The 14,261-nt window shown below is 37.9% G+C and carries 12 protein-coding genes; 10 read left to right on the top strand and 2 right to left on the bottom strand.

What is annotated here, in order from left to right:
• Positions 1-5: 5 nt before the first annotated feature.
• The 10 genes from GLO7428_RS18150 (at position 6) to GLO7428_RS18105 (ending at position 11,129) form a co-directional block, all read left to right on the top strand.
• A complete protein-coding gene (locus GLO7428_RS18150; RefSeq protein WP_015190029.1) occupies positions 6-1,133 on the top strand; it encodes a hypothetical protein in 1,128 nt (375 codons plus the stop codon).
• Entirely contained in the window at positions 1,117-2,214 is a 1,098-nt protein-coding gene (locus GLO7428_RS18145) for a glycosyltransferase family 4 protein (protein WP_015190028.1), read from the top strand. The genes GLO7428_RS18150 and GLO7428_RS18145 overlap by 17 nt, the downstream gene beginning before the upstream one ends.
• Before the next feature lie 54 nt (positions 2,215-2,268).
• Positions 2,269-3,297 (top strand): NAD(P)-dependent oxidoreductase, encoded by a 1,029-nt coding sequence (locus GLO7428_RS18140; RefSeq protein WP_015190027.1) that lies wholly within the window; start codon positions 2,269-2,271, stop codon positions 3,295-3,297.
• A 21-nt stretch (positions 3,298-3,318) separates the two neighbouring features.
• Positions 3,319-4,551, top strand: a complete 1,233-nt coding sequence (locus GLO7428_RS18135) for a glycosyltransferase family 4 protein (RefSeq protein ID WP_015190026.1) — start codon at positions 3,319-3,321, stop codon at positions 4,549-4,551.
• Between the two features lie 14 nt (positions 4,552-4,565).
• Positions 4,566-5,882, top strand: a complete 1,317-nt coding sequence (locus GLO7428_RS18130; protein ID WP_015190025.1) for a hypothetical protein — start codon at positions 4,566-4,568, stop codon at positions 5,880-5,882.
• The gene (locus tag GLO7428_RS18125; RefSeq protein ID WP_015190024.1) at positions 5,879-7,006 is read left to right on the top strand and encodes a glycosyltransferase family 1 protein; all 1,128 of its coding nucleotides are present in this window, start codon (positions 5,879-5,881) and stop codon (positions 7,004-7,006) included. The genes GLO7428_RS18130 and GLO7428_RS18125 overlap by 4 nt, the downstream gene beginning before the upstream one ends.
• Positions 7,003-7,668, top strand: coding sequence for a hypothetical protein (locus tag GLO7428_RS18120; protein ID WP_015190023.1), 666 nt, complete (start codon positions 7,003-7,005; stop codon positions 7,666-7,668). Before GLO7428_RS18125 ends, GLO7428_RS18120 begins: the two co-directional genes overlap by 4 nt.
• Positions 7,669-7,684: 16 nt before the next feature.
• Positions 7,685-8,842, top strand: coding sequence for a glycosyltransferase (locus GLO7428_RS18115; RefSeq protein WP_015190022.1), 1,158 nt, complete (start codon positions 7,685-7,687; stop codon positions 8,840-8,842).
• Between the two features lie 77 nt (positions 8,843-8,919).
• On the top strand, positions 8,920-9,498 hold the full coding sequence (locus GLO7428_RS18110) for a putative colanic acid biosynthesis acetyltransferase (RefSeq protein WP_015190021.1): 579 nt from the start codon (positions 8,920-8,922) through the stop codon (positions 9,496-9,498).
• A gap of 338 nt (positions 9,499-9,836) precedes the next feature.
• A complete protein-coding gene (locus GLO7428_RS18105; protein ID WP_051038515.1) occupies positions 9,837-11,129 on the top strand; it encodes a glycosyltransferase WbuB in 1,293 nt (430 codons plus the stop codon).
• Between the two features lie 2 nt (positions 11,130-11,131).
• On the opposite strand, the gene GLO7428_RS18100 is transcribed toward GLO7428_RS18105, so the two are convergent.
• Together GLO7428_RS18100 and GLO7428_RS18095 are read right to left on the bottom strand one after the other, a co-directional pair.
• Positions 11,132-12,088, bottom strand: coding sequence for a phytanoyl-CoA dioxygenase family protein (locus GLO7428_RS18100; protein ID WP_015190019.1), 957 nt, complete (start codon positions 12,086-12,088; stop codon positions 11,132-11,134).
• Positions 12,089-12,430: 342 nt separating this feature from the next.
• A complete protein-coding gene (locus GLO7428_RS18095) occupies positions 12,431-13,846 on the bottom strand; it encodes an NB-ARC domain-containing protein (protein ID WP_015190018.1) in 1,416 nt (471 codons plus the stop codon).
• Between the last annotated feature and the right edge of the window lie 415 nt (positions 13,847-14,261).

Raw genomic sequence — 14,261 nt, 5'->3', positions numbered from 1 at the left:
ATTTAATGACATCAGTTATTTCTCACAACTCTAGCCAGCATTCATCGCCAATTACAATTGTATTACCTCAGTTACCGCCTACAATTTGTGGTGTAGGTGATTACACTTTTAATCTTGTTACAGCTTGGTCAAATATTTCAGAATTTAATTATTTAGTTGTTAGAGGCGTAGACGAATCAAAAGCTCAATATCCCCAACTCGCTGTAAATCAGCTTGAATGCAACAAAGAATTATTTGTATCTCAACTCAAAAAGCTAGCACCTCAACAGCTTCTAATTCAATATAGCGGTTATGGATTTCATTCTTTAGGATGTCCAGTATGGTTATCAAAAGCATTAACTCAATGGCGAAAAGATAATGATGGAAAACTTGTCATTGTCTTTCATGAACTTTGGCATAAATCACCCTGGTGGAATAAACACTTTCTGCTACAAGAAGGATTACATCGTTGGAGTATCAAGCGTTTAGCAAGCATCGCTGACAATATTTTTACGACGACTTCCGACTATGTAGAATGGTTGAAAAGTTTTTCACCCAAAGCTTCAGTAAAGTTACTACCAGTTGGGTCTAACGTTGTACCTAACCAGCAGCGATCGCATTGCGCTAGACAATCCGGTATTTTTGTCTTATTTGGAATGCAAGGAAACCGAGTTAACACTCTACAGCAAGTACAAAGCGAAATTAAAAGCCTCTACAATTCTAGACGTTTGAAAAAACTATTATTAATTGGGGGAGGTAATAGTGAAGAGTTAGAAATAGCAGAAAAAAAACTCTTAGAACAAATTCTCCCTCGTGACAGCTACTGTTGTATAGGAATTGCTTCTAGCCAAATAATTTCAACGATTTTATCACAAGCTGAATTTGGAATTTCTACTCAAAGCTGGCAGAGTTTTACAAAGTCAGGCACATTTATGGCATATGCTGCACATGGTCTGAATATCCTTTCTCCTTATGCCTCAAAACAAAGCCAAAAACCTTTCTGCTGGTTAACACATCCAAGTGAACTTGAGCAGCCTTCAGATTTTTTAAATAACGCTTTAAAAGAGCGATCGCGTAACTTACAGCTTTGGTACAACAACACCTGTAATTGGTCTGTAATTGCCCAAGAAATCAAAGATGCATTTACTTCATAAAAATCAAGCGGAAACTGTAGATTCCTCGAATCCAAAAAAGATCAAAGTTTTGATAGTGAGTCCATGCCAAGGTATTTATGGAGGTATGGAAGCTTTTGTTCTTACTCTAGCTCAATCTCTTATTCAAAATCCGGCTTTAGAAGTAAGACTTTGCTTTAAGCGCGTTAAAGGATTTGCACTCCAGGATAATCTGCAAATCATGTGCCAAAAAAGCCAAGTACCTTTCTCCTTTGTAAACAAGGGAAGTATAACTTTAATTCAAGAAATAGCTTGGGCGGATATAGTACACGGACAGAATACATCCCCAGATGTCGTTTTATTAGCACGACTTCTAGGTAAACGTGTAGTACTAACAATTCATAACTACTGGTGTAAACGAGGTTGGGGAATTTATTCTGCAATTTGGAAAGTTGTAGCCAACTTTGCACATTTACGGTTATATAACTCTAATTTTGTTTGGCAAACTTGGGAACCACATCTAAAGTCACATAAAAGTAGTAGAGTACCAACTGTTTCTCAGCTTCCTGAAGGGAGGTTAGCAATTAACCAACGCAACGGATTTGTTTTTCTGGCGCGTTGGATTCAAAACAAAGGTATTGAAGTATTAGTCAAAGCGTATGCTCAAGCCAAGCTAGATCGACGGAAGTGGTCTTTAAAACTTATGGGTGATGGACCACTACGCGCTGATATAGAAAAGTACATACAGCAGCAGAAAATTGATGGAATAGAAATTTTAGGATTTGTCAATGATGAAAAAAAAGCAGAAGTCATTCGTTCTTCTCGCTGGATAGTCATACCACCACACACAAAAGAGGATTTTGGATTAACAGCGCTTGAAGCAAGAAACGTTGGTGTTCCTTGTATTATCACTCGCGATGGTGGTTTACCAGAAGCCGCAGGAAACTATTCCTTAAGTTGTGAACCTGATAATGTTGAACAACTTGCACGCCTCCTGGAAGTTGCGGCAAATATGTCAGACGATGATTACAAGACATTAGCTAATGCTTCATATCACGAATTACAAGCGTATCTAAAACCAATTTCCTTTTATGTAGAGAAATACAAATCTCTTCTTGCCTAAGATGACTTGCTTCAATATTTATTCTTTACTTATCAATACTAATAAATCAAACTTATGAAGCAACTGAATAATTTTTCAAAAAACAAACAGTCAATTTTAATTACAGGTGCAGCAGGTTTTTTAGGAACATATTTAGCTCAAGTCTGTGTTGATGAAGGCTATCAAATATATGGAATAGACCACAAACTACCGAAAAACCCTGAACTTTGGACTAATTTTATTCAAAGCTCTACTTCTCAAGTTGATTTTAATACTTTTCTACATAATGTTGAACTATCTTTATGTTTTCATTTAGCAGGTTCAGCCTTAGTTGCTTACTCGATTCAAGAACCTTTTCAAGACTTTAATAAACTTCTACCTGGAACTGCAAAGCTACTTGAATACATTGTACGTAATCAGCCGCAGTGTCATTTTATTTTGTTTTCAAGTGCAGCAGTTTACGGGAATCCCAAGGTTTTGCCAATTTCAGAAACTGAGTCACCGGCTCCCATTTCACCGTATGGAGTTCATAAACAACTTGCTGAAAGCCTTCTCCAAAGCTATTCTGCGATTTATGGAATTACGTGTTCCATTTTAAGAATCTTCTCAGCTTACGGAGTTGGTCTTAGAAAACAGCTATTTTGGGATATTTTATCTAAGTACTACGAACAAGCACCACAGGAGCAGCAAAGTATTACTCTGTTTGGCACTGGTAACGAATCTCGTGATTTTATTCATGGGTTTGATATTGCTAGGGCTGCAATTTTAGTTAGTCAAAATCCTCAACCTAGACAAGTTCAAATTATTAATATTGCTAATGGCACAGAAGTTACTATCAAAGACGCAACATTTAATTTGTTCAAATCATTTCCTGAGGAAATCAAAATTCATTTTAATAATCAAGTTCGTCCTGGAGATCCCTCTCGATGGGTCGCAGATATTTCTAAATTAACAGCAATGAATTATAAACCAACTATTAAATTAAGTGACGGCTTAGGAGAATATGCACTTTGGTACAGAAATCAAAGATATCAAGAATTTGTGTCTGTTCCACAAAAGCTTGCTCAGCACATTGCACCTGTAGAACTTTCTTCTAGGAAATAAATTAAGGTCACTACTAACTTCATGCTATTGCTATCTCACCCTACTGGAAATGCAAATGTTCGCGGTGCTATTTCCGCTTTAGAACAAGCAGAAAAGCTAGCTTTGTATCAAACTACAGTAGCAGTACATAAGTCAGATTGGTATCTTAAATTACTACCAAGTGCTGTTAAGCAAGAACTTCTTAGACGCACTTATCCGCTTCCGAGATTTAAGATTAATCAACATCCATTTCGGGAATTAGCTCGATTAGTATCGCTGAAAATAGGTTTGCAGTTTCTCATTAAGCATGAAACAGGATGGGCATCGATTGACTCAGTTTATGGTAATTTAGACAGAGTTTTGGCAAAGCAACTCACGGCTTACTCTAGAAAATATCAAATTGCTGGCGTTTACTGTTATGAAGACGCAGCAATTCATACTTTTGAGGTGGCTAAAAAGCTAGGCTTAACTTGTTTTTACGATCTACCAATTGGATATTGGAAAATGGGGCAGATCATTCAGCAAGAAGAAGCTGAATTAAATCCAGAGTGGTCGTCTACTCTACAAGCTAACTTTGATAGTGCTGATAAATTAGCACGCAAAGATATAGAATTACAAATGTCAGATGTTATCTTAGTTGCTAGTAGTTTTACTCGTCAGACATTACAGTTAGCACCAAATTTCAAAGCACCAGTAGTTTGCATTCCTTATGGAGCACCTTGTAGGCGTCCTGACGTTGTATGCCCTAAGCTCAGTGGAAATAAATTAAAAGTTTTGTTTGTCGGGAGTTTGAGTCAGCGTAAAGGTATTTCCTATCTTTTAGATGCGGTTAAACAGTTAGGCGATCGCGCTGAGTTGACTTTAATTGGTAGATTTAATCAGTTGTGTTCTCCTTTAGAACAAGCTTTGTCAACGCATCGTTGGATTGCGTCGCTTCCGCATCAGCAAGTTTTACAAGAAATGAGTCGTCATGATGTTCTTGTCTTTCCATCACTTTTTGAAGGCTTTGGGTTAGTCATTCTCGAAGCAATGGCGCAGGGTTTACCTGTCATTACCACCCCGCACACTGCTGGTCCAGATATTATTACTGACGATGAGGATGGCTTTATTGTCCCAATTCGCTCAGCAGAGGCGATCGCCCAAAAACTTAATCTCCTGGCTTCCAACCGTAAACTCCTTCTAGAAATGAGCCAGGCGGCTGTACGTAAAGCATCGCGATATACTTGGGACCGCTATGGAAAATGTTTAGTTGAAACTATTCAAAATTATGTATAAGCTATCAACACGCTATGCTTTATAGTTCTCCTACTTTAGCTTCTACAGCGACTACTAATACAAAATATATTAAATATTTCATCTGGCTATATTTAGTATTATTAATATTTGAAGGTGCTTTAAGAAAATGGATAGTGCCACAACTATCTGCACCTTTATTAGTTATTAGAGACCCTATTGTTATTGGCATTTATTTTTTAGCTTATAGAAATAACTTGTTGCCTAAAGATATATTCACTCGTTCAATTATTTTATTAGGTTTTTTTTCTTGTTTAGGAGGTTTGTTTACTGTAATTACTGCTAATAGTAGTTTAGCAGTAACTTTTTTTGGACTACGTACTAACTTTTTACACTTACCGTTAATATTCCTGATTCCCAAAATCTTTAATATTGAAGACGTCAAAAAGGTAGGTTGGTGGCTTCTTGTTTTGGCTATTCCTATGGCTGTGTTGATGGTTATACAGTTCAATTCTCCATCGGATGCTTTTATTAACACCGTTGCAGGCGGAGAGGGTAAACAAATCGATTCTGCGCTTGGCAAGATTCGCCCACCTGGGACATTTTCTTTTATCACCGGTGCTGTTCAGTATTTCGCATTAGTGACTTCCTTTCTTTTGTATGGACTTATCCAGAGTAAAACATATCCTACCTGGCTATTAACTGCTACAGGATTAAGTGTCGTTGTTGCTGTTGCAAGTTCAGGAAGTCGTAGCGCGATCGCTTCGATCGCAACAGTAATTGTAACGCTATTCGTTGCCATGTTGAGTAGACCAAAATTAGCGCGCAAATCTTATCGATTGCTTATTGTTATCATCATTGTCAGCATCGGTTTAAGGTTTATTCCTTCTTTTAATGAAGCAGTTGAGATTCTTGATACGAGAATTGAGAGTGCTAATACGGCTGAAGCAAGCAGTGGAGGTCCTTTAGGAAGGTTTTTAGCAAGCTTTTCAGAACCTTTTCAGAACTTAGACGCGATTCCTTTTTTGGGTCATGGACTCGGTATGGGGACAAATGCAGGATCAGCTTTAATAACAGGAAAAGCTGAATTTTTGCTTGCTGAAGGAGAATGGACCAGAATCGTGCTTGAAAGTGGTTTCTTGTTAGGTTTCCTGTTTATTGTATTGAGAATTGCCTTGATGTTTTGGATGGGTAAGGTTTGCGTAGAATGCGCCACTAAGGGAAATATTTTACCTTTACTACTATTTGGTTCTTCTGCCTTATTGGTACTAAACGGGCAATTTGGTCAGCCTACAACGTTAGGATTTACCGTTTTTGGCAGTGGTATTTGTTTGGCAGCTTGCCGTGCTAATGTACCAAAATATACGAAATGAAGATTTTACTACTTGGCAATTATTTACCAGATCGACAAGAAAGTATGCTGCGATTTGCGCAGATGCTGCAAATGGGTTTGACTCAGCGAGGTCATGAAGTGCGTTTAGTTCAACCACAACCTATTTTTGGCAAGTTAAAACTATCAAGTTCCGGCTTAGGAAAATGGCTTGGCTATATAGATAAATTTTTACTATTTCCTCAACACCTGCGTCAAGCGATCGCGTGGGCGGATGTTGTCCATATCTGCGATCACTCTAATGCTATGTACACCAAATATTTGGAAAACATACCGCATCTGGTAACGTGTCATGATTTACTCGCAGTACGCGGCGCATTAGGTGACGATACCGATTGTCCAGCATCAATGACAGGAAAAATTTTACAAAATTGGATTCTTAAAAGTTTGCAAAAAAGCCAAATGGTTGTTTGTGTTTCTTCATCGACAAAACACGACCTTGAAAAGCTGATTGAGAATCCTATGTTTACTAAAAAAACTCGTTTAGTATTAAACGGACTAAATTACAGTTACAAGCAACTTTATCGAGATGAAGTTGATTCTAGACTAGCAAATGTAGTTGAATTAGATTTATCCAAGCCTTTTATTCTTAATGTCGGTTCAAGCCTTAAGCGGAAAAATCGCGATGGAATTATGAGAATTTTTTCTAAAATTAAGGAACAGTGGGATGGACAATTAGTTTTTGCTGGTGAAGCTTTGACGACGGAGCAAGTTCAACTTGCCGAGCAACTCAATATTAAAGAGCGAATTATCCAAATTATTAAACCTGACAATAATTTACTAGAGGCACTTTATAATCGGGCGTTTGTATTTCTATTTCCATCAAAATGCGAAGGATTTGGTTGGCCTGTGATTGAGGCGCAGGCTTGTGGTTGTCCTGTGATTTGTAGCGATCGCACTTCTCTTCCCGAAGTTGTGGGGGACTCAGCGTTAATGAGATCTGTAGAAGATGAATCTGGATTTGCAGCCGATATTTTTCGTTTATCAGACCCCGTAGAACGTCATCTTTGGATTCAGAAAGGTTTGAATAATGTCAAACGCTTTACTTTAGATGAAATGATTAAGCAATATAACCAACTTTACATTGAGTTAGTTAAACACAAATGAAACAGCTTTTCATGTTGTTGAGCTTATTTCTACCGTGGTTGATTCGTCGTTGGCTATTAGAAATAGTTTTCGGCTATCAAATTCATCCAACTAGTAGAATTGGCTTCGCTTGGGTGTTTCCTCAATACTTAATTATGGAAGCTCATTCAAGTATTGGGCACTTTACTGTGTGCAAAAGTTTAGATTTTGTGCATCTCAAGCAATCTGCTGCCATAGGTAGAGGTAATTGGATTACAGGTTTTCCGCTAAATTCTACAATTCATTTTACACATGAAATAGACCGCAAGCCGCAACTTGTTTTAGGCGAACATTCCGCAATTACTAATCGCCATTTAATCGATTGTACAAATTCAGTTATTATTGGCAATTTTTCAACTTTTGCTGGGTTTCAATCACAGATTTTATCTCATAGTATTGACCTTGAATCATGCCGACAATCGTCTGCGCCTATTAGTATTGGTAATTATTGCTTTATTGGCACAAACTGCGTACTATTAGGAAATAGTTCGTTACCTGACTATTCCGTGCTTGGAGCAAAATCTTTACTCAACAAAAAATACACAGATTCTTACTACTTATACGCTGGAGTGCCAGCAAGACCTATTAAGCATTTATCCAAGCAACTATTATATTTTTCTCGTCCAGTTGGTTTTGTTAATTAGTACTAAGAACTAGAATATGCGAATTCTTTGGACGATCGCATCGGTTAATCCTGCTAGTGGCGGACCAATTGAAGCAGTAAAGCAAATTAGTGAATCACTAAACAGCCGAGGCTGCATAAGTGAAGTCGCCTGTCTCGATTCGCCAGATGCACCGTGGTTAAAAACATTTCCGTTGAAAGTTCATGCATTAGGACCTGGAATCACAGGTTATGGGTACTCAGCGAATTTTGTACCGTGGCTAAAACACAATGCGCGTAATTATGACTGTGCGATCGCTAACGGAATTTGGCAATATTCTAGCTTTGGAACGTGGTTGGCTTTACGCAATACCAGCACGCCTTATTTTGTCTTTACCCACGGAATGCTCGATCCTTGGTTCAAACGCACTTATCCCCTCAAACATTTAAAAAAATGGCTTTATTGGCCCTGGGCAGACTATCAAGTATTGCGCGACGCACGCGCCGTTTTTTTTACTTGCGAAGAAGAACGCTTGTTAGCCCGTCAATCGTTTTGGTTGTACAAATGTCATGAAGTTGTTGTCAACTTTGGTACAGCAGCACCTTCAGAGAACCCAACGTTACAACGGCAACAATTCCTCCATCAGTTTCCTCAACTATCGCATAAACGCTTATTATTATTTCTCAGTAGAATTCATATTAAAAAAGGTTGCGATCTTCTCATTCAAGCGTTTGCCAAAGTTGCAAACCTTGATGATTCGCTACATCTTGTCATAGCAGGTCCCGATCAAACTGGTTGGCAAGCTGAACTACAACAGCAAGCAGAAAAGTTAGGTATAAGTCAAAAGATTACTTGGACAGGAATGCTGTCAGGTGATTTAAAGTGGGGTGCATTTTATGCGGCGGAGATTTTTATCCTTCCTTCGCATCAAGAAAATTTTGGTATTGTTGTAGCCGAAGCTATGGCGTGTGGAACCCCAGTTCTGATTTCTAATAAAGTGAATATTTGGCGGGAAATTTTAGCAGGTGAAGCAGGGTTAGTTGCTAATGACGATCTCAATGGCACTACACAAATATTACACAGGTGGTTAGCGATGTCGCCTCAAGAACAACAATGTATGCGACAAAAGGCTAAAGATTGTTTCACGCGAACGTTTGAGATTCACCAAGCAGCAGAAAGTTTATTAAATGCCATTAATACAAACAGCATGAGGTAGATTAATCTTTTAAATTAAACGTGCTAATTCAACGAAAAACTGAATAAGTTAATGAAGCTTTATCGAACTTTAAGTTTATGGATTATCAAATACAAAATCTCAAAGAATTTAGATTACCACAAAATTTTCGCGGCAAACCAGGATGGTATGTACAACTTTGGTGGTTAGTCCAGTCTACTTTATTTGGTTTATCGCCACAGTTTATGTATGCTTGGAGACGATGGCTACTCAAAACTTTTGGTGCAACTGTTGGGCAAAAAGTGTTAATTCGACCTACCGCAAGAATCACTTATCCTTGGAAAGTTCAGATTGGTGATTACAGTTGGATTGGTGACGATGTGGTTTTGTATAGTTTGGGCGACATAGCGATTGGCAACAATGTTGTCATTTCTCAACGTTCGTATCTTTGTGCTGCCAGTCATGATTACAATTCTCCATCTTTTGATATCTTTGCTAAGCCAGTACGCATTGAGGATGAAGTTTGGCTAGCGACAAATGTGTTTGTTGCACCTGGAGTTACCATCGGGAAAGGTGCAGTAGTAGGCGCGTGTAGTAGCGTTTTTCGCTCGCTTCCTTCAATGATGATTTGTACAGGATGTCCTGCCCAGCCTTTACGTAGAAGGGAAAAGCAAACTGTGGTTTTGACAAGTCACTAAAACTTAAGTAAGCATTGCAATAGACATAGGGTACGCGGATGATTTACATCTGATTTTCCTATGATTTAATAATGAGATTACCTACTTGTAGAAATAGCTAAAGCGAAATAAGCTTTTTTAGAATCCTCAAAATGGTTCTTTTGTCTAATTGCTTAGCGATCGCTGTTACCTCAATCTGGCTTGCGTTTTGAGCAAAATTTAATACGAAACCCCGCAGGGTCATCGAATACTCCGCAAAACAAAGCTTTTACTTCTTCATTAACAGAGCCAGCAGTTAAGCAGATGTCGCTGCTCAAAGATGATTTATGCAAATTTTCACAAATCGAGCTAAACGCAATATGCGCATACTTGTATATGGACTTAACTATACTCCTGAACTAACTGGCATTGGTAAATATACAGGAGAGATGACCGAGTGGCTAGCGGCGCAAGGACACGAAGTGCGAGTCGTCACAGCCTTACCCTATTACCCAGCGTGGCGAGTAGACGCGGGTTTCTCCCCTTGGCGTTACTGTACTGAATTTTTAAAAGGTGTTAAAGTCTGGCGCTGTCCGTTATGGGTTCCACACAAACCAAGCGGATTGAAACGCATTTTACATCTAGCTTCATTTGCGATCGCCAGCTTTCCTGTCGTGTTATGGCAAGGGTTAAACTGGCAACCGGATGTTGTGTTTGTCGTCGAACCAGCGTTTTTCTGTGTTGTAGGGGCTTTGGTAACAAGTCGCGTAAGTGGTGCTAAAGCGTGGCTACATATTCAAGATTTTGAAATTGATGCAGGATTTGATTTAGGACTTTTGCCGTCTTCAGGAATTGTTCGTTCTTTAATATCGACAATCGAACGTTGGCTGACAAATCGCTTTGATCGTGTCTCAACAATTTCAGAAAAAATGTTAGAACGACTCAAGCTCAAAGGAGTACTGATATATAAATGTGTCTATTTTCCTAACTGGGTAGATACAAAAACAATTTATCCATTGCAACATACGAGCGCCTTGCGTGCGGAACTGGGGATCGCATCAGATACTTTTGTTGCTTTATATTCCGGTAGTATGGGAGAAAAGCAAGGACTTGAGGTAATACTTGCTACTGCACAAATGCTCGCCACTGATTATCCCAATATACTCTTTGTTCTTTGCGGCGAAGGCTCTGCGAGAAAGCACCTGCAAAAGTTGGCAAAAAAAATGCCGAATGTGCGCTTTCTCAATTTGCAACCCGTACACCGATTGAATGATTTATTAAATCTTGCAAATGTTCACTTACTTCCGCAGTTACCCACCGCAGCCGATTTAGTTATGCCTTCTAAACTGCAAGGTATGTGTGCTTCAGGAAGACCCGCGATCGCCACTGTACACCCAGGTACTCAAATTGCGCAAGTTCTACAAAGTTGTGGAATGACCGTTATTCCAGGAGATATTACAGCTTTAACCGAAGCACTCGTGATTTTAGCAAATCATCCAGAGCAATGCACTGAATTAGGTAAAGCTGCACGTCAGTTTACGCTCAATAACTGGCAACAAGAGAAAGTTTTACAGCAACTCGAACAAAAATTTTATCAGCTATGCTTTACACCAAATGTATCAAATAAGCGGATAGATGCTGCACTAGAGCAGCCCTTAGAATCAGATTCATAATTTTAGTTGTGTTTGATTTTCCACATCATTCTTTTAGCAGCAATAATCACTCTATAAGATACAAGCGCAACAACCATTTTTTTGGGAATTGCTTTAAATAAAGTGAGTAACAACTGCTTTTGCAACGCCACAAGCTCCCTATTTGATATTGTAGATACCGAACTATAAGGATAAGTTGGATAATTTCGCGGGCGACCAAATCCTAAATACTCTACGACTGCGGGGCTAAGATTATCTAAATATTCTGTATTAATCAAATTTGGTTCCCCATGTCCTACATTCTCCAAATCATCACCAACTTCATCAACTTGAAATAGCAATGTCTTTCTCACATAATTCTTGTTGTCAAGAGGTTCTGCTCGATGAATAACATGGGTATTACAAATAATTAAACTTCCTTGCGGCATTTGTAAAGTAACAATATCTTTCTCAAATTTCTTGATAAAACTCTCACTCAAATAAATCTCATGGTTATAGTTGTCTGCCCAATGATGTGAGTTTCTAACGATCTGAAAAGCATTTTTTGTGACATCTGAAAGATAAAAAAGAAAAAGCAATCCTGACATATTGTGTTTTTCAGAAAGTTGATAACCAACTTGCCGATTATTATCAGTGTGCCATGGCATATAATGCGAGGCTTGAGTTTGATAAATACGATGATTTACTAATAAGAATTTATGCGAGAAGTATTTGTTGCAGATATCTAAAACTTTACTGGATGTAATGACATCATATGCTTTCTTAGATTTAGCCAGGCAATGCGTCAAGAATTTTTGCGAACCGCTGAAAACGACTCCTACATCATTTGTATTAACTAAAACTTTTTCAAAATCTACTTCTTGTAGAATAGATTCTACATATTCTTTGGTAAGAGCTTCCTCAAATACGAAGTAACCATTCTCTCTAATTGCTTTTATAATCTTTTCATTCTCAACGGCTAAAAATTTTTTCGTATACATACTTGCTGAAAGTTCTATGGAATAGTCAATAAAGCTATAAAACTAAATAATTTTTATAAATACTAGATCTAATATCAAGAAATACCTATACGGTAATTACTGATAATTACCAGAATAATCAATACACAATAAAGAAAATGATTTGTTGGCAAGTCGGATGAAAGCAGGTTAATTACTGAGGATTAAAGTGATAAGCAAAGGTAAAGGTGAACTAACAAGAAACCTGATCTGGTTATCTAACCGAAGACGATTTTAATATAATAAAAGATAGGCTGGAAAGTTTCCCAACCTACTTTTCTACCTCATGCAGTTGAAACAAAAGACAGCTTTACAGCTATCTATCTACCCTTGCTTTTTACTAAGTGTGGGCACCTGACTTAATTCTGATGGTACACTTGTAAATTTAAGAATACTGGATTCACTTTTGTAGTGCGTTACTTCTTTGATGTACTCTAAGATCATGTTAGGCTGAGTAAAGCAAAACGAATCATTTTTGATGAGCGATCGCTGTTGTAACGATTGCAAAGCTTCTAACACGTTTCTGATAGATAATCCAGGTAAGTCATTTTCATTGATGTGTAGCAAGTGTGGATCTTGATTTGTTAACCACAGCATCACTTGCTTCTCGCGATTCGATAAACGATTGAATTGTTGTTCTAACAGATCCCAAATTTCTCCAAAGACAATTCGATCTTGCGATAAGAACTTGGATACATTTTTTTTGTATAAAGATTGAATTGATGCAGCAGCAATCTTCAAAGCCAGTGGATTACCCGAATAACGCTCAACCAACTCGCGTGCTTCTTTGTTAGTAAAAATTAAACCTTTCGCCGCCAAAATCTCACAGGCGGGTTCTGGTGATAAGCCACTTAATTGTAGCGATCGCACAGGTAAATTATCACCAGCTTTGACATTTAAACTAATAGGTAACTCTCTTGTCGTTAGTAACAAGCAGCTTTGATGTCGTTCATCCGCAACTTGTCGCAACAATTGCCCATAGCCTTCATAATTATCGCGGTAACGTCCAGCTTTTCCGCCACTTTGTAAAACTGACTCGTAGTTATCTAAAATTAACAAACAGCGATGCTGCCTTAAATACTTCATCAAACATGCGAGTAAGCCATCAATTGTTTGCGGTAGTTCTATTCCTGGCTGCTGCCCTAAGAATATAATGATCTCTGCTAACAGTTCTTTAATCGGCTGGGCATTACGCACATTATGCCAAATGAGATACTCAAACTCATGTTGTATCTTTTCGGCACACACTGCGGCTAAAGATGTTTTGCCAATTCCTGGCATTCCACTCAGCGATACAACGCGACAGCGATCGCTGACAATCCATTCTTCTAAATTAGCTAGTTCAATTGTACGACCAAAGAACTTAGAAACATCAATTATCTCTTTCCACTCTTGCTTATACTTTACTGTGCTTTGTTGCAGCGTCGGTAAACTAAAAGCACTTGCAGGAGACGCTTGGCATTTATCTGTCGGACATGATGCAGCTAATTGATACTGATTAATAATTCGCTGAAAGTTCGTTTTCGTAATTCTTTGACCGAAAGCTTTTGAAAGAGATTGCCACAGCTTATGACCAACGTCTCGAATATAACCTAATTGATAGCCAGAGTTTCTCGCAATCTCTTGGTAAGAACTCCCTTCCCAACATTGCCGAAATACAATCTCTTGAACTTTACTTAAACCACCTTGGTGAGTTACTTTTTCCACTATTTCTAGTGCTTCTTCTATTGATATTTTCATTTTATTCAGATTTATTTTATAAGTTGTCAGGTCTTTTTATTAAAAATTTTCAAGATTCACAAAAGATAAATAATTTTAATCTTTTTATTTTCCAGCCGTGGTTGCACGTATCTAAATTAAAAACCGCCAAGTCAAATATAGTTTGTTGGTATTTTTGATTCCAGTAGCTTTATTCATCAACTCAATTGGTTCTACTAGCTTTTTGACAATTACATTTCTTAACTAACTGAGTATTGCCAACCTTAGCTGATTTACAAATCTTACTAATTGAATAGATAATTTACAACCTGTAATCCGTTGGTAAGTTAGTATAAAAGCCACTATTCTCAACTCCCCCTATTATATAAGTTTTATTTATATATTTTATAAAAGAAACTTGCTTCATAGCTACAATGTAGTATCTATGCTACTTTTG

The organism is Gloeocapsa sp. PCC 7428, assembly GCF_000317555.1.
Taxonomy (GTDB): domain Bacteria; phylum Cyanobacteriota; class Cyanobacteriia; order Cyanobacteriales; family Chroococcidiopsidaceae; genus Chroogloeocystis.
Note: the sequence above shows the minus strand (reverse complement) of the source record. Positions and strands in the feature narration are given on the sequence as shown.